Annotated in this window: 23 protein-coding genes; 18 read left to right on the top strand and 5 right to left on the bottom strand. The window is 42.8% G+C overall.

The window, feature by feature from the left end:
• Nucleotides 1–197: 197 nt before the first annotated feature.
• Nucleotides 198–2,003 (bottom strand): sensor histidine kinase, encoded by a 1,806-nt coding sequence (locus QVE09_RS28275; RefSeq protein WP_315939499.1) that lies wholly within the window; start codon nt 2,001–2,003, stop codon nt 198–200.
• Between the two features lie 275 nt (nt 2,004–2,278).
• On the opposite strand from QVE09_RS28275, the gene QVE09_RS28270 reads away from it, so the two are divergent.
• From QVE09_RS28270 to QVE09_RS28245, 6 genes are all read left to right on the top strand, one after another.
• Entirely contained in the window at nt 2,279–3,136 is an 858-nt protein-coding gene (locus QVE09_RS28270) for an ABC transporter permease (protein WP_315939548.1), read from the top strand.
• A gap of 16 nt (nt 3,137–3,152) precedes the next feature.
• A complete protein-coding gene (locus tag QVE09_RS28265) occupies nt 3,153–4,025 on the top strand; it encodes a carbohydrate ABC transporter permease (RefSeq protein WP_253432288.1) in 873 nt (290 codons plus the stop codon).
• A gap of 194 nt (nt 4,026–4,219) precedes the next feature.
• Complete coding sequence (locus QVE09_RS28260) at nt 4,220–4,876, top strand: hypothetical protein (RefSeq protein WP_315939498.1); 657 nt, start codon at nt 4,220–4,222, stop codon at nt 4,874–4,876.
• A 43-nt stretch (nt 4,877–4,919) separates the two neighbouring features.
• On the top strand, nt 4,920–5,387 hold the full coding sequence (locus tag QVE09_RS28255) for a GNAT family N-acetyltransferase (RefSeq protein ID WP_076252701.1): 468 nt from the start codon (nt 4,920–4,922) through the stop codon (nt 5,385–5,387).
• 119 nt (nt 5,388–5,506) lie between these two features.
• Nucleotides 5,507–7,123: a xylulokinase gene (locus QVE09_RS28250; protein WP_315939547.1), complete on the top strand. Its 1,617-nt coding sequence runs from the start codon at nt 5,507–5,509 to the stop codon at nt 7,121–7,123.
• Between the two features lie 296 nt (nt 7,124–7,419).
• Nucleotides 7,420–8,061: a FusB/FusC family EF-G-binding protein gene (locus QVE09_RS28245; protein ID WP_315939497.1), complete on the top strand. Its 642-nt coding sequence runs from the start codon at nt 7,420–7,422 to the stop codon at nt 8,059–8,061.
• Nucleotides 8,062–8,189: 128 nt separating this feature from the next.
• Here QVE09_RS28245 and QVE09_RS28240 read toward each other — a convergent pair whose 3' ends face one another.
• The gene (locus QVE09_RS28240; protein ID WP_315939496.1) at nt 8,190–8,777 is read right to left on the bottom strand and encodes an NAD(P)H oxidoreductase; all 588 of its coding nucleotides are present in this window, start codon (nt 8,775–8,777) and stop codon (nt 8,190–8,192) included.
• 245 nt (nt 8,778–9,022) lie between these two features.
• Here QVE09_RS28240 and QVE09_RS28235 point away from each other — a divergent pair, with 245 nt between their 5' ends.
• The 5 genes from QVE09_RS28235 (at nt 9,023) to QVE09_RS28215 (ending at nt 11,353) form a co-directional block, all read left to right on the top strand.
• Nucleotides 9,023–9,421 carry a winged helix-turn-helix transcriptional regulator gene (locus tag QVE09_RS28235; RefSeq protein ID WP_315939495.1) on the top strand — a complete coding sequence of 133 codons (399 nt, stop codon included), beginning with the start codon at nt 9,023–9,025 and terminating at the stop codon, nt 9,419–9,421.
• A complete protein-coding gene (locus QVE09_RS28230) occupies nt 9,418–9,723 on the top strand; it encodes an NUDIX domain-containing protein (protein ID WP_315939494.1) in 306 nt (101 codons plus the stop codon). The genes QVE09_RS28235 and QVE09_RS28230 overlap by 4 nt, the downstream gene beginning before the upstream one ends.
• Nucleotides 9,724–9,728: 5 nt before the next feature.
• Nucleotides 9,729–9,911 carry a hypothetical protein gene (locus QVE09_RS28225; protein WP_315939493.1) on the top strand — a complete coding sequence of 61 codons (183 nt, stop codon included), beginning with the start codon at nt 9,729–9,731 and terminating at the stop codon, nt 9,909–9,911.
• 60 nt (nt 9,912–9,971) lie between these two features.
• On the top strand, nt 9,972–10,361 hold the full coding sequence (locus QVE09_RS28220) for a hypothetical protein (RefSeq protein WP_315939492.1): 390 nt from the start codon (nt 9,972–9,974) through the stop codon (nt 10,359–10,361).
• A gap of 128 nt (nt 10,362–10,489) precedes the next feature.
• Entirely contained in the window at nt 10,490–11,353 is an 864-nt protein-coding gene (locus tag QVE09_RS28215) for a DUF4085 family protein (protein ID WP_315939491.1), read from the top strand.
• Between the two features lie 146 nt (nt 11,354–11,499).
• Here the strand turns inward: QVE09_RS28215 and QVE09_RS28210 are convergent, their stop codons facing one another.
• Together QVE09_RS28210 and QVE09_RS28205 are read right to left on the bottom strand one after the other, a co-directional pair.
• Nucleotides 11,500–13,122, bottom strand: coding sequence for a helix-turn-helix domain-containing protein (locus tag QVE09_RS28210; RefSeq protein WP_315939490.1), 1,623 nt, complete (start codon nt 13,120–13,122; stop codon nt 11,500–11,502).
• A gap of 108 nt (nt 13,123–13,230) precedes the next feature.
• Nucleotides 13,231–14,241: an ABC transporter substrate-binding protein gene (locus tag QVE09_RS28205; RefSeq protein WP_315939489.1), complete on the bottom strand. Its 1,011-nt coding sequence runs from the start codon at nt 14,239–14,241 to the stop codon at nt 13,231–13,233.
• 250 nt (nt 14,242–14,491) lie between these two features.
• On the opposite strand from QVE09_RS28205, the gene QVE09_RS28200 reads away from it, so the two are divergent.
• From QVE09_RS28200 to QVE09_RS28170, 7 genes are all read left to right on the top strand, one after another.
• Complete coding sequence (locus tag QVE09_RS28200) at nt 14,492–14,707, top strand: hypothetical protein (RefSeq protein WP_315939488.1); 216 nt, start codon at nt 14,492–14,494, stop codon at nt 14,705–14,707.
• A 43-nt stretch (nt 14,708–14,750) separates the two neighbouring features.
• Nucleotides 14,751–15,299: an HAD-IIIA family hydrolase gene (locus QVE09_RS28195; protein ID WP_315939487.1), complete on the top strand. Its 549-nt coding sequence runs from the start codon at nt 14,751–14,753 to the stop codon at nt 15,297–15,299.
• Nucleotides 15,300–15,309: 10 nt separating this feature from the next.
• Nucleotides 15,310–16,173, top strand: coding sequence for a phosphotransferase (locus QVE09_RS28190; protein ID WP_315939486.1), 864 nt, complete (start codon nt 15,310–15,312; stop codon nt 16,171–16,173).
• A 69-nt stretch (nt 16,174–16,242) separates the two neighbouring features.
• Nucleotides 16,243–16,809 carry a MepB family protein gene (locus tag QVE09_RS28185; RefSeq protein ID WP_315939485.1) on the top strand — a complete coding sequence of 189 codons (567 nt, stop codon included), beginning with the start codon at nt 16,243–16,245 and terminating at the stop codon, nt 16,807–16,809.
• A 15-nt stretch (nt 16,810–16,824) separates the two neighbouring features.
• Complete coding sequence (locus QVE09_RS28180; protein ID WP_315939484.1) at nt 16,825–17,208, top strand: hypothetical protein; 384 nt, start codon at nt 16,825–16,827, stop codon at nt 17,206–17,208.
• Between the two features lie 150 nt (nt 17,209–17,358).
• The gene (locus QVE09_RS28175; protein ID WP_315939483.1) at nt 17,359–18,213 is read left to right on the top strand and encodes an MBL fold metallo-hydrolase; all 855 of its coding nucleotides are present in this window, start codon (nt 17,359–17,361) and stop codon (nt 18,211–18,213) included.
• Between the two features lie 164 nt (nt 18,214–18,377).
• Complete coding sequence (locus QVE09_RS28170; RefSeq protein ID WP_315939482.1) at nt 18,378–19,235, top strand: hypothetical protein; 858 nt, start codon at nt 18,378–18,380, stop codon at nt 19,233–19,235.
• Between the two features lie 131 nt (nt 19,236–19,366).
• Here the strand turns inward: QVE09_RS28170 and QVE09_RS28165 are convergent, their stop codons facing one another.
• Nucleotides 19,367–20,350, bottom strand: coding sequence for a cation diffusion facilitator family transporter (locus tag QVE09_RS28165; RefSeq protein ID WP_315939481.1), 984 nt, complete (start codon nt 20,348–20,350; stop codon nt 19,367–19,369).
• Between the last annotated feature and the right edge of the window lie 284 nt (nt 20,351–20,634).

Raw genomic sequence — 20,634 nt, 5'->3', positions numbered from 1 at the left:
GATCGCTGTTATCCCCAGATTTATTGAATGAATTTTATAAGGTTTAAATCTGGGGATAGCTTATGCTTCCGATGTAGCTTTCTTTCAGAAAGCTTTCAGGCGAGCACTTCGTTTCTTCAGGTTTTTTCTGTCCTCTGCGTTATCGTGTACATGATCTTGTTCAAAATTAAATCGTCAACTTATTGGTTGTATTAACTTTAACTCCTAGAAGAATCTCCTGGCTCCGTATCCTCTTTTGGTATCTCCCAGATGATTTCGGTTCGGAATCCGCCAAGTGGGGATGGGCCGAATAGGAGGTAGGAATGACTGCCAAACAGGTGCGTGATTCGTTGGTGCGTATTCCAAAGGCCACAGCCCATTTCTTCCTGTAATGGTTCTTGCATCTTCAAGTTCAGCGCTTCGTACTGTTCTGGGCTGAGGCCAGGACCATCGTCGTCGATGTATATTCTGCCAAAACCATTCAAGCGCTCCCCGGTAATTCGGATTTCCCCGGATGAATAGGACTTCGCCACGCCGTGAATGACGGAATTCTCGACCATCGGTTGAAGCATTAATCGTGGCACCGACTGGGAGAGCATATCCTCAGGGATATCAATGTGATACTCAATACGACCATTGCGCAGCTTCTGGATATCCAGATAGTTGATCAGCAGCTTGATCTCTTCTTGTAGCGACGACGTCTCCCGTTCCATACGGGTGGTGTAGCGATAATACGCACTTAGGTTATGTGCCATGGAGACGACGGCTTGCTCGTCCTTCATCTGGGCCATGTTGATGATATACCCAAGACAATTATATAGGAAATGCGGATTGATCTGCGCTTGTAATTGCTTCAGCGTAGCTTCCCTGGCTCTAATTTTCTCATGGAATACATTCTCGATCAGATCTTGAATCTGATGGGACATATCGTTGAATCGGCGGAACAGGAATGAGAACTCATTCTGGTTTTTGCTATGCAGTCTGACAGAATAATCCCCTTGCTCTACGCGGCGTAAGCCTTTGATCAGCTTTTTGATCGGATATTGAACATTCCGGTACAGCAAGATTGAAGCAGAGATGCCCACCACCAACAGTAAAACCATACAGGTGTAGAACAGATTCTGACTCAGCGAGATGGGTTTCAAAATCTGATACAGCGGGATCACGTCCACCAGATGCCAATCCAGATAAGTGGACTTCACAGAGCTAACCAGATAGTTCTTCCCGTTTAGCTTCACGACATCTTGTGTTGTGTCTTCTGGGGAATGCGTATCCAGATACTGAATGAGTTCTGCGGATAATTGCTTGTCCGCGCTGCGATTGAGAATGGGTGAATTCCCTTTGTGATATAAGAAAGGATCACCTTGTCCGCCTGCTTTATACGTATCCAGCATATTCTGAATATTCTCATAGCTGAAGCTGGCTTCAATCACCAGATTACTTCCCGTGAGCATCCCCGGCTGTGCCAAGGAATCGGTAAAGAACCAATAGAAGGATTGCAGCTTGTCTTTTGATTCCGCACCCTGGTCCCCATAGGTCCATTGTCCGCTCATATTTTTTTTCAAATACGCTTCATCATATCCTGTGGTTCGATTGTAGTTGGCGATGACATCCTTATTCTGCTGTGAATGCACTGCATATCGGGTGGGCCATATATCCGTAACGCCGGTTTGCAGCGTCATCTTCTCTTGTATCACATAACGGGTCTGCATCCGGTCATACCGATCATCCCACATGTTAAGGCCGTTGAATGCTCTGACATTAGGATCTCGGGAGAGAATCAGGCTGAAATCCATCATCTGATTGATGCGGGAGTCGATCTGACTGGACAGAAACGTGAGTTGTTTGGTGTTGGAGATCTGCAGTTCTTTGCTGACGACATCATAGGTGACGTTGTTCGAGTAGGTGTACATGATCAGAATGGGGATGAATAAGACCACAATTAATAAGTTTATTTTGGCAAACAGACTGAATCGGGATCGGGTCTTACCTTGAAAAAACATGAAGCGCTTCCATATATGCATAAAAAGTCTCCTTCTAATTCGTGTGTAAACAACTTCTTCCTAGGATGGCCCTAACAAAACACTATCAAGCCTAACAATGTTATATAGCAGACCTCAGTATGGCTTGATACTATTTATATCAGAGAACCCCATCACACACAAAAACTTTTTTTGGGAACAGGAGCAGTGCTATGGAGGCTAAATTGGAGGGTAAGCGGGTCCCGCAGGCAAACGTTGGGAACAAGCTGGAACAAAAGAGAAAAAAACGCTACAAACAGCCATGGATTCTGCACTTCATGGTGTTGCCGGCGGCCATTATGGTCTTTATATTTTCATACATTCCGATGTCCGGGATTTTGATGGCATTTCAGGATTATAAACCTGCACTTGGATTTTTCAATTCCGAATGGGTAGGACTGAAGCACTTCAGGTACATGTGGGAAAATGATTATTTCCTGCAAATTACGTGGAACACGCTATTTTTTGCCTGTACGAAGATCGTCATGAATCTGATCATTCCGTTTATCTTTGCCTTATTGCTTAACGAGGTACGGAAGATGGCACTGAAGAGAACGATTCAAACGCTCGTGTATCTTCCACACTTTCTGTCCTGGGTTACGTTATCAGGTATTCTGATCGACATTCTGGCCCAGACGGGTATTGTTAATCAGTTCTTGGTATCCGTATTTGGCATCAAGCCAATCTTCTTCCTGGGGGATGGCAACTGGTTCCGATTCACGATTATCGCGAGTGATGTCTGGAAAGAGTTTGGTTTCAACACAATTATCTTCCTCGCGGCACTGTCCGGCATTAACCCTGCACTATATGAAGCAGCTGAGGTGGATGGAGCAGGACGCTGGAAGCAAACGATGTATATTACCATCCCGGCACTGATTCCCATTGGGATCGTAATCGCAACGCTGGCACTGGGTAATGTGCTTAACGCCAACTTTGACCAGATATTTAACTTATATAGTCCGTTGATTTACCAACAAGGTGATATTATCGATACGTTTGTGTATAGAGAAGGTCTGTTAAGTGGACAGTTCAGTTTCGCTACCGCCGTGAATCTGTTCAAATCGGTCATTAGCCTGATCCTGATTGTGATCTCGTACCGACTGGCTTACCGATTCGCCGGATACCGAATTTTCTAGAAAGGAGGACGAACGAATGTATCATAAAACGATGCCTTACCGCATATTCAGCATATTCAACAATGTGTTACTGACCCTGCTTTCCCTGCTCTGCTTGCTGCCTTTGTATCACTTACTTATGGTATCTCTTAGCGCATCTGCACCTGCGAATGCTGGTCTCGTCACGTTCTGGCCGATCGGGTTTACACTGGAGGCGTATGCGAAAACATTCGCCAATACCAACTTCCTCTCCTCCTTGTGGGTATCTGTGGAGCGGACGGTACTCGGTACAGGACTTGCGTTAATTGTTAATACGCTTGCAGCCTATGCACTCTCCAAAGAGACGCGGGTGTTCCGCGCACGTAACATCTATCTGTGGTATTTTGTCATCACGATGCTGTTCAGCGGTGGCCTCATTCCGGGGTATATCCTGATTCTGAAGCTGGGACTGATGAACACATTGCTGGCCTTGATTCTGCCAGGATTGGTTGCGGTGTTTAACATCATTCTGTTGCTGAATTTCTTCCGTACCGTTCCGAAGGACCTGGAAGAAGCTGCATTTATCGATGGCGCAGGGCACTTGCAGACGTTTATCAAAATCTATCTGCCTGTCTCGGTACCTGTTATTGCAACCGTTTCGCTCTTCATGATGGTTGGGCATTGGAATGCGTATTTCGACGGGATCATCTACATTCGGGATGCGGAGAAGCTGCCACTCGCGACATTCATGCAGACGATCATCGTGCAGGCCGACATGTCGAAGCTTGATCCAGAAGCGGTGAAGAACCTGTCCCAACGGACCATTCGGGCTTCGCAGATCTTTATCAGCGCACTGCCGATCCTGCTTGTGTATCCATTCCTGCAACGTTATTTTGTAACGGGGATCGTAGTTGGTGCTGTTAAGGAGTAGTTGAATGTAGGGGTTAGAATAGGGTTGTAAAATGGAGTCACTGAACTGGGGAAGGCCAGGGAGGTGGCTTCTTTTTGGTGTATGGAAAAAGAACGTTGCACATATGTAGTGTATTACCTTTATTTGAATAAAATGGTACGATGGGAGCTAATTAAAAGTTCTCCTTATTATTCATATCGAAGGATGTGTACGAAGTGAAGAAGATGATATTCGTTACCTTGGTTTTGTCGTTATTAAGCGCTTCTCTTGCTTTTGCAGCGACTAGTGCACCACAGAAGATAAGTATAGTTTTGAATGGAAAAGAACTAAAGACCAGAGCAGGGACAGAAGTCAAAATAATTGACAATCATGCTTATATCCCGGCCAGTGTTCTTCGTGATGCAAGATTTGCGGTAGAGTATAAGAACTCCAAGCTTAATCTAGTGAATAGCTATTCTCATTACACCAAAAATTTAATAGAAATGTATCTTTCCAATCATGAATTTACAACCCAATTCAACAAGATCGAGCAAGAAGTGATTGATGTTCTTAGTAAAGTGATATTAGAAGAGCAAGTTGACATCTCCAGATTACAACAGTTAATAAAGGAAGCCGAATCCAATGTCGTGATCCGTCCAGAGGTATTTACTCCAGTACAAGACTATAATTCCTCTGATTTATCTGATGCGTTTTATAGTTTGGAGGCATATAAAAGAGCAAGTATCGAGCTAATAGCCTATGTTCATACCGAGGACAAGGAAAAATTAAAATCTTTCCACGAAGAGAGAAAAAAGGCGCTTGAGTATTACGATTCTTACACATATATGTATGATCGTATTTTTAAATTGAGCTATATTAGTGCAACAAAATAGAGAAGAAAATAGTAATGATAATAAGTGCAGGAGGGAATTCAAAATGGAATTTAGAAGAATAACTTGGGATAATTTTATCGAATGTATTGAACTTAAAGTCACTCCAGACCAACAAAGATTCATATCTTCGAACCAGCATGCACTTGCTGAAGCGTACGTTGCCTCAGATGAGGGGCAGATTATTATTACTTTTGCAGTCTATAAGGAAGACAATATGGTAGGTTTTATTTCGATGTACTATGATGACGGAGATGGCAATTTTGATTATAGCAGTTATGGCATTTTCAAGATGATGATTGACCAGCGTTACCAAGGTAAGGGATATGGTAAAGAAATGGTAGTAAAAGCAATTGAGTATGCGAGGACTTTTCCACGTGGAAAAGCCAAAGTTGTAGAACTCACCTACAAACCTGAAAATGTAGTTGCGAAGAAAATTTATGACTCTCTTGGTTTTATTCAAACCGGTGAAATTTTGGCATGTGGCGAAGTACAGGCGGTATTAACTTTGTAATTGTCCGTTACAGCTCCAATTCTGCTCTTTCTTCATGAAATTTACACCTTGATTTGGGCTATTCAAATCACCTATTCCCGAATCGAGCTAATTCAAATTCAGAGAGGATGAATACGATGATGGATCAAAACCTGAAACAAGCAATAGTCAGGGGAGAAACTTCGCTTGGCATTGAATTTGGGTCCACACGAATCAAAGCTGTACTCATGGATCACCATTTTAATACCATCTGTTCCAGCAGTTATGAGTGGGAAAATCGATTGATTGGCGGTTACTGGACTTACCATATGGATGAAATGATTCATGGGTTGCAACAAACCTATCATCAATTAAAGCAAGAGATTGAAACAAATTATGGTGTAACGATACAAAAAATTGGCTCAATCGGATGTTCTGCTATGATGCAGGGTTACATTGCACTTGATCAAACAGGGGAGTTATTGGTTCCGTTTCGTACATGGCGCAATGCCACAACGGGTAAGGCTGCATCAGAGCTAACCGAGAAATTCCAGTTTAAAATTCCAGAGCGTTGGAGCATCGCACATTTGTATCAAGCGATTTTGAACGGAGAAGAGCATGTTACGAACATCAATTATATTACGACACTATCAGGTTACATACATCGGCTGTTGACTGGCAGTAAAGCTATAGGTATAGGGGATGCCTCAGGTATGTTCCCAATTGATGAATCCACACTGGGATATCATGAAGAAATGGTGAAAAAGTTTGACGATTTAATTGCCGACAAAGGCTACCCGTGGCATCTTAAAGATATTTTACCTAAAGTGTATACTGCCGGTGAACATGCCGGATATCTTAGTGAAGCTGGTGCACGACTGTTAGATCCATCGGGTAACTTGGAATCCAATATTCCACTGTGCCCTCCGGAAGGCGATGCTGGAACAGGCATGGTCGCTACGAATAGTGTCCAAAAACGTACGGGTAACATTTCCGTAGGTACATCGATTTTTGCCATGATTGTATTAGATAAAAACCTATCTACGGTATACCCTGAGATTGACATCGTGACTACACCTGATGGTAATCCTGTGGCTATGGTTCTTGCGAATAACTGCTCCAGCGATATTAATGCCTGGGTAGACTTGTTCCGTGAGTTTTATGAGGCGATGGGACAGAAACCCGATATGAACCAGTTATTCAGTGTGTTGTTCAATGAAGCACTGAAAGCTGACGCTGATGGCGGTGGCTTACTGAGCTATGGCTACTATTCAGGCGAGAACATTACAGGAGTTGCAAAAGGTCGTCCGTTGTTTGTACGTTCTCCAGAGAGCCGTTTCAATCTGGCAAACTTTATGAGAGTCCATCTATTTGCTGCGTTCGCTGCACTAAGGCTCGGGCTGGATATTCTCACACAGAAGGAGCACGTAACGATTGAGCACATTTGGGCGCATGGGGGATTGTTCAAAACCCCACGAGTCGCTCAAAAAATATGCGCATCCGCACTGAATATTCCCGTGTCGGTCATGTCTACCGCTGGTGAAGGTGGCGCATGGGGAATGGCTATTTTGGCTTCCTACATGGTTAATAAGCAACAGCACGAGGGTTTGGCGGAGTACCTTACTACTAAGGTGTTTATTGATGCAGAAGGACAAGAGGTTTCTCCAAATAGCGAGGATGTGAATGGATTTGCCTTGTTCATGGAGCGTTACACGGAAGGACTGGCCATTGAGCAGTCAGCAGTAGATCATTTCGTGGAAAATGGGAAGAAAGCCTAAGATGTGATCATATTTCTTGAAAAGAGGAAATTGAAACGAAGCTCGTTGCCTACACTATGCTGCCCTGCTATAATTTCGATATATCTATCGTATTGGGGGTTATGACGTGGCAATATGGATGATGCCGGATTGCTCGTTCGCTAGAAAGCCTTACGCAAAGCCTGAATAGGGGCGGACTTTGTGTAGGGCGCGACAAAAATGAGATTGTTGCCCTGAAATCAATATCAACATAATGGTACATCCCGCAGGCTTTGCACCTTATTTGTTCTTCCAATAAAAATAAGGGGCTGAACGCCATGCAAACACCATTTATTCAGAATCATCAATTTAATTATATTCAAAAACAAGCTGATTTCCTGCTCAAAACGCTACGCTCGGTTGTGGATCCCAAAGTATTGGAAACCGTCCGTTATACCGTCAGCACGAATGCCGTTGGAATCTTCAATGATCTGACGCCGGGACAAAAGCAACTGCTGGAGCAGTTATCCACGTTTGAGACGACACATGAGTTGCAGACCTATCTGAACCAGCTGGAAGCATATCTGATTCCATATCCGCAAATATCAGCGAAGCAGATTCAGAAGCTGTTTCCAAAGGCCAAGAAGCTCAAAGTGCCCGATCTCGAATCCATCGATTACGCACGTACTACCTATCTGAGATGGACTGACATTGCGACGAGCCGTTTGTTCATCGTGTACCCGTACGAAGGCAGATTCCTCGGTATTGAGGGACGGATTACACCCGCGAACAAAAAAGGGTACTGCATGTTCTGTCATCGTCATCAGGAGCTTGGATTCTTCAATGTGAAGACCAAGGCTCATTCACCGGACAACTTTTCTTCCATTGCCCAGTACGTATGCATGGATAACACAGCTTGCAACCATAGCATCACTGATATAACTATGCTGGAGAAGTTTCTTCTCTCGACAGTAAAATAATGCAAGACACACAAGCAGGGTCGCTCTTTGGAGCGACCTTTTTGCGTGTTCAAGCGTTGTGATTCGATATTGAACGTACCACAAAACTTCAGAATACATATTCGGGTCATACCTTTTTTTTCATACGATCATGGAGTCGGAATATCGTTGGCATAATTCAGTCCCAGGTTATGCGCATGATTCAGTAATGCCTCATAATGCTCAGGCTTGGATTCCAACGTTTCATATAAAAACTCAACCCTCGATTGGGACACGCCGCAGTAATCGGCAATCCCCACATTGAGCAGGTTGGCGATCGATTGACCATAGTTGCGCTTGTGCATCTGTTCTTCCGTCACACCCGAAAGAGCGATCCACAATATCTGCTGATGAGGGAGCTTGTTAGCGCCATAGGCAAATCCGTTGTTCATGACACGATCCACATAACCTTTCAACATGGCTGGCAGATGCCACCACCAGAGAGGAAATACAAAAGCCACAGCATCGTGTTTCTTCAATCGCTTCATCTCGGTTTCAACCTCAGGTGAGAACACCTGATTTTCTTGGGTATAGTCTGGTTCATCCATCTCACGAAGAATCGGGTCGAATCCAATCTCATGCAAATCCAATATCTCATAACCGTGACCAGCTTCGGTAAGCCCCTGTGCAAAACGTTGAGCTACCTGAAAGGTCAAGGAGTCTTTTCTTGGGTGGGATACTACAACAAGTACGTTCATCTTATCTTTCACTACCTTTCTGGATTGCAGTATTGTAGCCATAAATCAGTGGCTGATGCTATTATAAACAGGTATGAAAACATCTGGAAGTACGCACTTTGATGTTCTATAGGAAGAATGAAGTGCTATAGGAACATTAAAGTACCCTAAATGGATGCCTCGAAATAGGCTCAAATAATAGAAAGAAGAGCACCAAAAAGATTATGATTCACCTTGATATAGCCTGATTATGGAGGGGTTCAAAAATGACGGAACATGGAGACACAAACGCTCCAAAGAAATATAAAGTTGGCGTGGAAGCGGCCTTGGAAGTGATGGGTGGGAAGTGGAAGCCTTTGATTATTTATCATTTGATGACCGGACGTAAACGCACGTCGGAGCTTCGAAGATTGATACCGGACATTACTCAGAAGATGCTGACAACACAGCTCAGAGGTCTGGAAAAGGACGAGATTGTGCAGCGCAAGGTATATTCGGAGGTTCCTCCCAAAGTGGAATATGAGTTAACGGACTACGGCTGGGGACTCAAGCCTGCCTTGGACCATTTATGTTATTGGGGAGAAGAGCATCTGGATAAAATCCACGGGGATAAGTTTAAAGTTTTGGAGGACTTCGATTCTGAAGAGAAGGGGGCGAGAAATTGAATGGTGCAGAGCACGTGAAACAGGTAGTCCCCATTCGTTGTGAAGGCGTGGCTGTAGTTCTGTTGAAGAAAAGCCTCGATCTATACCGTGTACTGATGTTAAAGCGGGCTGGTCGTATGTTGCATAATGAGTGGTGTTATGTTGGAGGCGGGATAGAAAAGGGCGAGAAGGCATGGGAAGCTGCACTCAGAGAAGTCCACGAGGAAACAGGTATTACGGAAGTCCGGTTATATTCTGCCAATCAATTCGAACAATTTTATTCACCCATGGGGGAGTATATCTATACCGCTCCCGTATCGTAGGATACGTGGATGAAGACCAGGCTGTCCGGTTAAATCATGAACATACCGAGTACCAATGGATGACGTTTGACGAAGCCAGAGAAAATGCGGCATTGCCCGGAATTGATAACATTTTGGATTTTATTGAAAAGCATTTTGCCAGAAAAGCCCCTTCCGAGTGGCTTCGGATTAATGGAGAGAATAATTAGGAGGTGGAACTCATCACATATAAGACGATTTATCCAAGAGCATGGTTGAGCCTACTATGTATGTTGGTCATTGAAGCTATACTTTTCAGGGATGGTATTTACGATAAAAATGGTTTTTTTAAGTACTCGCTGATCGTTATATTGACCTTTATTCTCGGTTATATCGTTTTCCTGATCTGGCGTTTGTTTTTCACTAAACCCAGTATTACGCTGGAAAGCGATCATGTGATTTCTATGAAACATCAGAGATATGATGCATCTCAGATTGAGTGTATTTATATGAATTACAGACGGATTGGCATCAAACTCTATGGTAAACGCTTAGTGCCGATGGATCTATGTTTTTATTTTCGACGAGGTCAGGAGTCTGAAGGCGTAGAAGCTGTGCATGAATGGGCGGCGCGAAACGACAAAGAAATAAAACACAAATTGTTTCAAACCGTGGGGTAGAACAGTGCTTTTGTGAATATAAGGAATCGTTGAGGAGGTGCAGCTTAATTCTTGTCACAAATTAAAAAGGTCTATGCTTCAATAGCAAAGTAGATTTAGATTTCTAAAAATTAGCAGGAGAGATGCCCATGAGATATCTAACGAAAGAATGGTATGAGCTTTGTCAGCAGACACATCTTCATTTTGGTTTAAGAGTACATAACAGAGCTTACGAGTTCGATGAGAATCTATTTTTAAGGCTGTATAAAAGAAAGGAAAAAGCACATGTGAAGCAGGAGCGAGAGTTATATAACTTGGACCCACGTTACATGCTGGAGCATGATGGACAGGTGCTTACTCGCGTAGACAAAGCTTTCAGTGGCGAAGAAGTGACAGAAGAGGATCAGATCGTTTATCACATGCCTCCGGAAGAACGAGCGCATATCGAGAAACGCATTGCAGAATATGATGTACGACCTCCTTTTGATGAGAAGAAATGCAAGGAAGAGTACAAAGAATCAATGGAGTGGAATATCCAATACAAGACGGAGAATTTGCCACAGGAAATCGTTGAACAAATTGCGGATATTCGTGTGTTTACTTTGGGATATTGCACGAGAGAAGTTATGCGCAAGTTGAAGAAACAGAGTGCGGAGAATAGAAGAGAGATGGAACGCGTATCAGATGAATATAGGGAAGATATTGTGGCACAGGATATTCCCTACGACATTTACAGCCAGATTCATTTTCATGATTGTACGGTAACGGAATTACTGACGGGAGATGAGGTGGTCATTCGTTTTGACACCCGTGGGGGCTTCACCAACATAAATAAACTTACACTGGTTGCACCCGAAATCATCAAGCATGAGGGTGAAATTGTAGGCAGTTACTGGCTGTATCAAGAGCTGTATCGAATCGAAAGTGGATATGAGCTTCATGTTTTATTTGGTGGAGCGAATATGCCTGAGCTGATTGTTCGCTGTGCTGATATTCTTGCAGAAGAGGAGTGAGATGCAGTAGTGCAAAGTAAGAGTCGTCAATTTGGTGAAATAAGTGTGCACCACGATCTTTACCAAAAAAGTGACGACTCTGATGAGAAAGGTAAATATACAATCCGGTGTATCTTGCAATCGTTTTGAAGCAGGTAGAACACGTATCATCGTTTGGCGAGTATATTAATCCCGTCATCCAATTGTCCTGATAACGAGAGAACATCATAATAGATCCATTTTTCCGAATCAATGGTTTGCACTTTACCTTGACGGACAGCGGACAACTGCTCCCACACGGGGTTCTGCTGCAGTTGCTTATACGTTGTGGCAGCTTCGGCCCCATAGACAATGACAAATAACCGGTCTGCTTCATATTGCCATAGCTGTTCGACTTCTACTTTTCTACCATACTGGTTAGGGTGCTCTACAAGCAAGTGTTGAACAAGTGGAGGTGGTTGCAAGCCGAAGGAACGGTACATAATCTCGCCCGCATTCCGGTCTCCCAGCACATATATTTCTGATCCTTCAATCAGGAGCAGCCCAACGGTCTCATCCTTACTTACATAATTTTTAATTCGCTGGTGTGCCACTTCACGCTTTAATTCGTAATCGTCAATCCAGCTCTTTGCTTGTTTCTCCATCCCAAGTACATCACCAATGGCTTGTAAATGTTCCGTGGCATGGAGATCCATCCAAGGGATCGTCACAATGGGAGCGATATGCTCCAGTTGTTGTTGCGTTTCAGGGTCTATCGTGTCACAACTGATAATAAGATCCGGTTTAAGGGCTCTCATTCTATCATAATAGAGGATCGATTTGTCTCCAATGTTCGTAATGTTGTCTCCTAGTCGCCCTGCATAATAACCCATATGATAGGCAGGTGCGCCAATCGGTTTGATGCCGAGTGCCAGAAGTGCACATACATAACTCATCGACATGATTTTGTACTGTCTCGTGTTCACATATACTCGCGGCGGGACGCCTGTGATCTGCTTAAAGCGACGGTTAAAATAATAACTGTCCCGATAACCGACTTGTTCTGCAATTTCAGCAAGCGGTTGTCTGGAAACGAGCAGCAGTTCCTTTGCCTTGCGTATTCGGAGCGTCGATATATATTCATGAGGCGTTACGCCTGTGATATGTTTGAACAAACGAATGTATTGCTTGATACTGATCCCGGTCTTTTCAGCCAGCTGCTTCGTGCTAATTTCTTCATTAAAGTGATCTTTCAAAAAGGAAACACTCTGTTCCACCGCTTGCATGGATGTGACGGTTTCAAATCCAACAGTAACTGTATTTTGTTTAAGTAATGTATGCATCCATTTCTGGAAGCGAAAATGGTAGCTCAGCTGTTCATCTTCACTCTCAGGATGCTTTAGGGCAGTTAGCTTATGCATCACAGTAAGTGTACGAACGAAAGGATTAATTATAATTTCGCTATTTGCGAAAGGAAGTGGCCGTTCATCAGGCAGAGCAGAAATGATGTCAAAGGTCACGCTAAAATAATGCAAGACCTCCTGTTCTTCAAGGGATGAAGAGATAACGAGCTTAGCGCCAGGAGAGACTGCATAACAATTTCCAGTGACGGCACGGTAACAACTGTCGTCTATATATATGCTGCCTGAACCTTCAGATACAACAATCAGCCTGTAACTCAGACTGACATCGGGGAGTAGCTTAGGCGTAGTGTTAATGGTTACAGATTCAATATCAACAAACCTAAAGAAATATGAATGAAATGCAGTAGGAGGGAGTGGGGAGTTCCTATGCGCAGTACGTATGTTCATGAAGTCACAGATTCCTCCTGCATACAATGAGAATTATTATCATTATATTAAATGACAAAGAAGAAGCTAGTCAACCATGAGGTGAACTAGCTTCTTCTTTGTCATTGGTTATTTGTCAGGAATGATCGCCTTCATGACATCTTGCATTTTTTTCTCATAAGCAAGTGGACCATTCGTGATCCATACATCACCGCGGACTTCATAGACATGACCTTGTTTAACCGCAGGGATCGTCTTCCATAACTTGCTTTCTTTAAGCTCGGTAGCCTGTTCTTCTCGTCCTTCATCTACAGCGAGAAAAATATAGTCCGCATCGATCTGTGGAATAGTTTCCATCGAGATGGTTTGGATATCCATATCCTCTCCCCATGCCAACTTGCGTACAATCGGGGCAGGCTCTAATCCAAAGTCGCCATATAATGCTGTGCCTACCTGACCTCCAGGACCTCCATATAATCGAAGTTCTTTACTGGCATGAATACGAATCATAGCGGCTGTTTTGCCTTTAGCGGCAACCTGTAATTGCTCTTTGGCGAGCTTCGTTTCTGCTTCACGCTTCTTGATTACGTCTTGTGCTTGTTCGGTCTTTCCGAGCAGATCAGCTACAATAAGCAAGTTCTTTTTCCAGTTCTCCGGGTATTGAATCTCGCTGCCTGTAAATACATAGGTGGGAGCGATTTTAGACAATTTCTCATACGTGCCGCCATCTGCCCAACCTTGGAAACCCAGAATAATGAGATCTGGCTGTGCCGCCATGATTGCTTCAAAGTTAAATGCAGCTGTGTCGAGCTTCGGTACATTTTTTAAATAGTCCTCAAGATAGGTCTGGTAATAGCTTCCGCTTGAGTATTGCATAATTGGTGTAACACCAAGTGCACTCATCTCGTCTTCGACGAATAATCCAAGAACGCGCTGAGGCTCGGCAGGTACTTGAATTTTTCCAAGGATATGCTCCACAGTACGCGGCTCTGTAGATTTATTTTCAGAAGATGTCGGTGTTTGTTCTGTCTGTACCGCCCGAGCCTCTTCCTCCACAGTTCCCCCGCCGCATGCAGTAAGTACGAAGATAAGCACCAAGATCATGCTAATTATAGAAAAGCCTTTTTTAGTAAATGTCATTCATCTGCCACTCCTTCTACTGATATCTATTCTCATTTAGGTGCTTTGCTTATCTTAAGTAGCAGGACTGATTAATTCAATGGACTTTTGAGTGAAAATGATCCTTTTTTGAATGATGTCTTAAATGTACATTTAACAAGAGACGGTTTGTTAATGAATTTAAAAAGCATATTTCCTTTATTTTAATTTCAATAAAATGGTACTATTAACCAATGAACGTTTTTAAGTCAGCAAGGAGTTGAACACCATTTTGGAATTTATCTGGGCTTTAGTGATATCAATTATAAGTTTAATTGTCGTTCTTATCTTTGCTGCAATTGTACGTTATGCGATAGATTCATCCAAAACATCGAAAAAGCTGGATGTACTAATTAAAGAAGTGCACTATCTGAAAACTGAAATTAAAAAACAGCAACACCATAAGCAGCAAGATGGCAGCAAGCATATTATCGATGAGAAAGTATAGATGAACGACACGACTTGAAATTTTTCTAAGAAGGGAACAGACCATGATGAAACCACAGGGAGACGTACAAGCTGTTTTTATAGACAGAGATGGAACAATCGGTGGTACAGGTCATTTTATTCATCCGAGAGATTTCAGATTATACCCCAATGCTCAAGAAGCAATTACGCTTTTGAAACGAGAAGGAATTATGGTGCTGGCTTTTACGAATCAATATCGAATCTCACGTGGAGAGGCAAGTGTTCAGGATTTTGAAGAGCAGTTTCGCGAGTACGGATTCGATCACTCCTATATATGTCCGCATGAGCAAGAATGCAGCTGCAGAAAGCCTAAACCCGGAATGTTATTACAGGCATCAGAGGAACACGGTCTGGATCTATCCAAATGCGTAGTAATTGGAGATGTAGGAGATACAGATATGCTTGCTGCCCATGCCGTAGGAGCGACCAAAATCATGGTGAGAACAGGCTGGGGGGAATCTTCATTAACCAAATTTAGAGACAAATGGACGGAGACCGAACCTGATTATATCGCAGAGGATATTTGGGATGCCGTACAATGGATCATTGATGGAAGGGAATTCAGATATTGAGGAGAACCATATGTTAATCAATCCAACGATAAATGAGATCAATAACTTATTCAAGATGCATCATATCAATGAAAACATATCTGAAATTCAAAGTTTGTCAGGTACCACAGCTGGACGTGTTTATCGGTTGAGTACGAGTCTAAATAAGCACTATATTTTGAAATCAGATGAACCCGAACAGATTCGCATTGCCCAGCAGTTTTTGGACACATATAAGAATTCTTCGTTATTGCCTGAAGTTTTGTTGACTGATCCGGATAATACTTATTTTATTTATACGTATATGGAAGGTACGACCCATTTCAATCGGGGACAGAAGAAAGACTGGTTAACTCATCTGGTGAAAGAGTTATTCAATACATATGTGCGTTCTTCAGATACGAAATCATGGGGCAGAATAGAGTTCCCGCAGAGGACATGGAAAGAATTCAATCAGATTAGTATTCATGAAGCAAAGATAAATATCGGAAGTATTTTAACGACAGATGATTATAATTTGGTTCAATCCAAAGTGGATCGCCTCTTTCATGAGGAAGAAGAGAAGTTTCTTTTACATGGCGATACGGGGGTTTATAATTTTGTATATGATCAAAATAAACTCATCGGCGTTATTGACCCATCTCCAATGGTTGGACCTATCCTCTATGATTTCTTGTATGCTTTTAGTTCTTCGCCGGATGATATCAACACCGAAACATTATTTGCTACATTCGAACTTCTAGAACAGGTGGAAATGGATAATTCCAGATTGATAGAGGAATCTCTGGTCCATCTATATTGCCGAATTGGGTTGAGTAACAAGCATCATCCGGATGATCTGCATGAATACTTGAAGGCATGGCAGGAATGGAAGCGATTATGTCAGGAACTTTGAACTAGCAAAGTTTTTACAGCTATCGTAAATGCCTTAGTTCAGACTATACAAGACAGGAGATATCACAAGTTGGATAACAAAAGTAGTTTGAATCGTCCGAATGCTTGGACGACCTCCGATATACTTCATGGCGACTTACTTGCCAGTAAAGAACTTATCTATGACAAGTGTGGCTTTGTTTGCTCACAACCACATGAAGAAGCACAAAATGCTGAATATGGGGCATATGTTTTCACCTTAAATTCTCTCTCCATTCGATTTCGCGACGCCAAAACAACGCCAACCAAGATTGGACAATTTGTTACCCTGTGGCAACGGAGTGAGGATGGATCGACACAGCCATATGATGTATCAGATCCAGCAGATATCTATGTCATTAGTACGCGCTCAGGCAGCCATTTTGGTCAATTTGTATTTCCGAAGCATGTATTGTTGCAGCGAGATATCATATCGGATCAAGGCAAAGGTGGCAAGCGTGCCATACGTGTATACCCGCCTTGGGACAAACCAACAAGTAACCAGGCTCTAAAAACGCAGCAATGGCAACTGGAATACTTCTTGGAAGTACCTTTTGCTGAACCATTGAATTATGATCAAGCCCGGATACTTATGATAAACCATTATAATCACCTATGATTTAGGAGTGTGGTCATGATCATATTAACGTCAGCAATAGCATTTACCATCCTGATCCTAATCGTGATTCTCTTTCAGGTTGCTTTAGCGGTAGGTGTGCCCTGGGGAGAGTACGCCATGGGTGGAAAGTTTCCCGGGAAATACCCCGGTTCCATGCGTTTTTCTTGCATATTTCAAATTGCAATTTTAGCATTCATGGGTATCATTGTTCTGAGTAAAGCAGGATTGCTTTGGCCTCAGTGGTCTGTTTTTGCAGAGACTGCGATCTGGTTTATCGTTGGATATTTAGTACTTGGGACGATTTTGAATCTGATTACGAGAAGTGTATGGGAACGAAGGATCTGGGCGCCCGTAACGTTGTTGATGCTGATAACGAGTATAACGGTTGCCATTACATAACATAGCGTTGAAATATTGATTACAGATTGAAAGAGGTGATTCCATTGGTAAATCCATAAACGGAGAAAAATCCATGTATTAGCTTGAATAAACATGAGGTTTTTCTCTGCCTATGATATGAAAATACTCATATAGAGGAGAAGAATTGACATGTTAAATCAATTAAGCGATTCCATTTATTATATGTCCAACGATAATGATAGAGAAAGACCGGTACTAGGCTTGGTGTGTGGGGAAAAACATAGTCTGGTGATTGATGGTGGAAATTCAGTTCAACATGCCAAAGACTTTATCAAGGAGATTCGATGCTTAGATGTGCCGCCCGTTCAGTATGTGGTTATTACGCATGCGCATTGGGATCATTTTTTGGGAATGAATGAATTCGGTGCGACGATCATCGTTAATCGTTTAACTAATAAGCGCTTGAATGAATGGAGAGATTATTCATTTGATGATGCTACACTATGTAAGTATGTAGAGGCCAAAAAGATTAGTGCACACTGTATGGCGGTTATACAGAATGAGATACCTGAAAGGGAGTCTTTTGTGTTGGGTAGATCGGGTATCGTCTTTGAACAATACCTCCAGATCGATCTAGGAAACAAGGTCTGCATGCTGGATCAGATTCGAAGTACGCATACGGACGATTCAACCATTGTATATATTCCGGATGAAAAGACAATTTTCCTTGGAGACAGTCCGTATTCTACAACGACTCGTTCGTTATTTCATTATAAGCAGGATTTGTTATTCCCGATGATACAGGATATCGAGCGATATGATGCGGAGCACTTCTTGTTAGGGCACGAGTCCATATGTGATTCTGAAGAGATGAAAATATTCTTCGAACAGCTAATCGCTTGCAGTAAATCAGTGAAAACTGCATCCTTGGAGGAGGCCATAAGTTTGTTTGAAAGAGAACAGCGGCGTGTTCCGGTGGGGGATGAGCTCTTTTTTCTAAAAGCAATGGTTAATGATCGAATCTTGCAGGTCCCAAAAGATTAGATAGTCCTTATATTGTTATCACAGTAATGGTTTAGGCAGGCAGCTGGCTATATAGTCAGCTGTTTTTTTATAATATAGGCGGCTCATCTTTGAAGAGCTAACGGACTTAATGAGGTAAACTATAGTGAATATGTATTGCTTTTATAAGGAGGAGAGATCTCTTAATGACAAATTCCTACGAGATACCCCATTTGCTGAAAGAAATCATCACATGGGAGGAAGAGATTAAACAGGAAGTTCCTTATTTGGAGACACCAACAGGTTATTTTCTGCAATTTGATCCACATGATAATGGCGGGTATATGAGTTCTCCAGTTGACGCAATCATGTTTGCACGTACCGGAATGGGTGGTATTCATTTCTCCTTCTTGACTGATTTTGGAAATGTTACTGATTTGAGTGTAGTGCCTATTGTTCGGGTTGATCCCATGGCTTTTGGAAGTTATGCGAGGATTGTAGCTAGAAATATTAGAGATTTTTTTGCCTTTGGATTCTCGGGACATGAGGGACTTCTGTTGAATGAATTTGAAACGAAACAACAATATTTGGACTACGTGAAGGAGCAAGAGGACAATACGAGCGAAAGTGAGTATTTTGACAAGAAAAAGTGGGACCGAGAACAAGAGAAGGTGAGAGATTTGGCTGTGCAACGTTTTGGATTTCAGCTTATCCATGACGGATACTCCTATAGTGAGGAAGTTCGGCAAACAAGGCGAAATGAAGTTATTTTAGATACCTTAGATGGTCTTGGTGTTGGAGTGGGAGATGCATTGGTGGATTACTCCAAGGGAGTAGTTCCTCATCCGTGGCATGAGAAGGAAATTTCGTATGATCAAGATGAACAGCTTATATCCTATATCTCCAGTGCAGAGCAGGTAGGACTGTTTAGTTTATTACGAGATGTTCAGGCACAAGGATTCGATAATAGTGATGTGTTTCGAGCGATCCACAACCGATTTGTTTCGCTTGGATTGTCTGTGGAGGAACAGATGCTGGCACGTTATTTACACAAGTTATATTGAATGTAAAATATAATTTTGGTGGCAGGCAGCCGGTTTGCAGAGAAGTACTTACTAAATAAATAACAGGGCAGAGTTCCATCTTACGGAGCTTTGCCCTGTTTTCGTTTGCACTATCAGTAACGTGGAATTAATTAATGGTGATGATGCGCATGAGCATCTGGTGCGTCACCTTTGACGGTACATAGTACCGAGGTATCATGCAGATGTTTTTCGGACTCGACTTGGAGCGTCACATGTTTGATTTCTTTATGCTCCAGCATATGTTCAATCTTCTGAACCAGGATCTCGGATGCATAGACATCCATCGTTCCATCCACCACGATATGTGCGGTCAGCGCATTCAGGTTACTGGTAATGGACCAGACATGCACATCGTGGACGCCTTTGACGCCATCGACTTGTTTAATGGTCTGCACCAGTTCATTCACATCGACATTGGCTGGAGTGCCTTCCATCAAAATATGCAGGGATGATTTGGTGACATAGAAACCACTTCGTAATACCAACGCCGCGACAATTACACTTGCAAGTGGATCGGCCCAACCCCAGCCAAAGAACATCATGAGCAGTGCCGCCGCAATGGCCCCAACCGATCCCAGCATGTCGCTGATGACATGGAGATAAGCCCCGCGCATATTCAGGTTTTTCTCCGTATCGCTACCACGCATCATGATCCAGGCAACAAGAATGTTCACGAGCAGTCCAATGACACTGATAATTAACATGCCTACGGTTGCGACTTCTGGAGGGTGGATAAAACGACCAATGGCTTCGTAGAAAATGTAGAGCGCGATGGCGATTAACGTGATTCCATTTAACATGGCAGCCAAAATCTCGAATCTTCTGTAGCCGTACGTTTTGCCGGTATTCACTGCTTTTTCACCAAAGGTGAACGCCAGCAAAGCGATCCCGAGCGCAATGGAATCGGACAACATATGACCTGCATCCGAGATAAGCGCGAGACTGTTGGTGATGAATCCACCAATGGCTTCAACGATCATATAGATGGTAATAATAATGAAGGAAAACAACAGGACTTTCTTGTTATTGGTGGTGTGAGCGTGGTCGTGTCCATGATCGTGCCCTTGGTTATGATTTTGATGATGTCCAGACATATAAATCCTCTCCTTTGGAGCGAAGCTCCGTTATGTAATATGATATCTACTGTGGCTATAAATGATCTTTAGCGATGGTTACTCACTAACAAATGAATATATGAGCGTCTGTTCATATGTTATAAATTTATTATAGTTCTGCCTCTTAGTAGTGTCAACCAGATTTAAGAAAATATAAACATGTCGAGTTTATCTCCATGCGTGTGCTGGCGAATGAGATTGCTTTTATGCTACCATCTGTGCAGGATCAAAGTGAGATGTACTTGTTACATAGAAAGGCGGAC

It is taken from the genome of Paenibacillus sp. ClWae2A, assembly GCF_032452295.1.
Lineage (GTDB): Bacteria > Bacillota > Bacilli > Paenibacillales > Paenibacillaceae > Paenibacillus.
This window is presented reverse-complemented; position numbering and strand designations above follow the sequence as displayed.

Bases quoted from the DNA above. Each gene is read 5' to 3' on its own strand.
- QVE09_RS28275 (WP_315939499.1), bottom strand. From the start codon at position 2,003: ATGCATATATGGAAGCGCTTCATGTTTTTTCAAGGTAAGACCCGATCC.
- QVE09_RS28270 (WP_315939548.1), top strand. From the start codon at position 2,279: ATGGTGTTGCCGGCGGCCATTATGGTCTTTATATTTTCATACATTCCG.
- QVE09_RS28265 (WP_253432288.1), top strand. From the start codon at position 3,153: ATGTATCATAAAACGATGCCTTACCGCATATTCAGCATATTCAACAAT.
- QVE09_RS28255 (WP_076252701.1), top strand. From the start codon at position 4,920: ATGGAATTTAGAAGAATAACTTGGGATAATTTTATCGAATGTATTGAA.
- QVE09_RS28250 (WP_315939547.1), top strand. From the start codon at position 5,507: ATGGATCAAAACCTGAAACAAGCAATAGTCAGGGGAGAAACTTCGCTT.
- QVE09_RS28245 (WP_315939497.1), top strand. From the start codon at position 7,420: ATGCAAACACCATTTATTCAGAATCATCAATTTAATTATATTCAAAAA.
- QVE09_RS28240 (WP_315939496.1), bottom strand. From the start codon at position 8,777: ATGAACGTACTTGTTGTAGTATCCCACCCAAGAAAAGACTCCTTGACC.
- QVE09_RS28235 (WP_315939495.1), top strand. From the start codon at position 9,023: ATGACGGAACATGGAGACACAAACGCTCCAAAGAAATATAAAGTTGGC.
- QVE09_RS28220 (WP_315939492.1), top strand. From the start codon at position 9,972: ATGTTGGTCATTGAAGCTATACTTTTCAGGGATGGTATTTACGATAAA.
- QVE09_RS28215 (WP_315939491.1), top strand. From the start codon at position 10,490: ATGAGATATCTAACGAAAGAATGGTATGAGCTTTGTCAGCAGACACAT.
- QVE09_RS28210 (WP_315939490.1), bottom strand. From the start codon at position 13,122: ATGAACATACGTACTGCGCATAGGAACTCCCCACTCCCTCCTACTGCA.
- QVE09_RS28205 (WP_315939489.1), bottom strand. From the start codon at position 14,241: ATGACATTTACTAAAAAAGGCTTTTCTATAATTAGCATGATCTTGGTG.
- QVE09_RS28195 (WP_315939487.1), top strand. From the start codon at position 14,751: ATGATGAAACCACAGGGAGACGTACAAGCTGTTTTTATAGACAGAGAT.
- QVE09_RS28190 (WP_315939486.1), top strand. From the start codon at position 15,310: ATGTTAATCAATCCAACGATAAATGAGATCAATAACTTATTCAAGATG.
- QVE09_RS28180 (WP_315939484.1), top strand. From the start codon at position 16,825: ATGATCATATTAACGTCAGCAATAGCATTTACCATCCTGATCCTAATC.
- QVE09_RS28175 (WP_315939483.1), top strand. From the start codon at position 17,359: ATGTTAAATCAATTAAGCGATTCCATTTATTATATGTCCAACGATAAT.
- QVE09_RS28170 (WP_315939482.1), top strand. From the start codon at position 18,378: ATGACAAATTCCTACGAGATACCCCATTTGCTGAAAGAAATCATCACA.
- QVE09_RS28165 (WP_315939481.1), bottom strand. From the start codon at position 20,350: ATGTCTGGACATCATCAAAATCATAACCAAGGGCACGATCATGGACAC.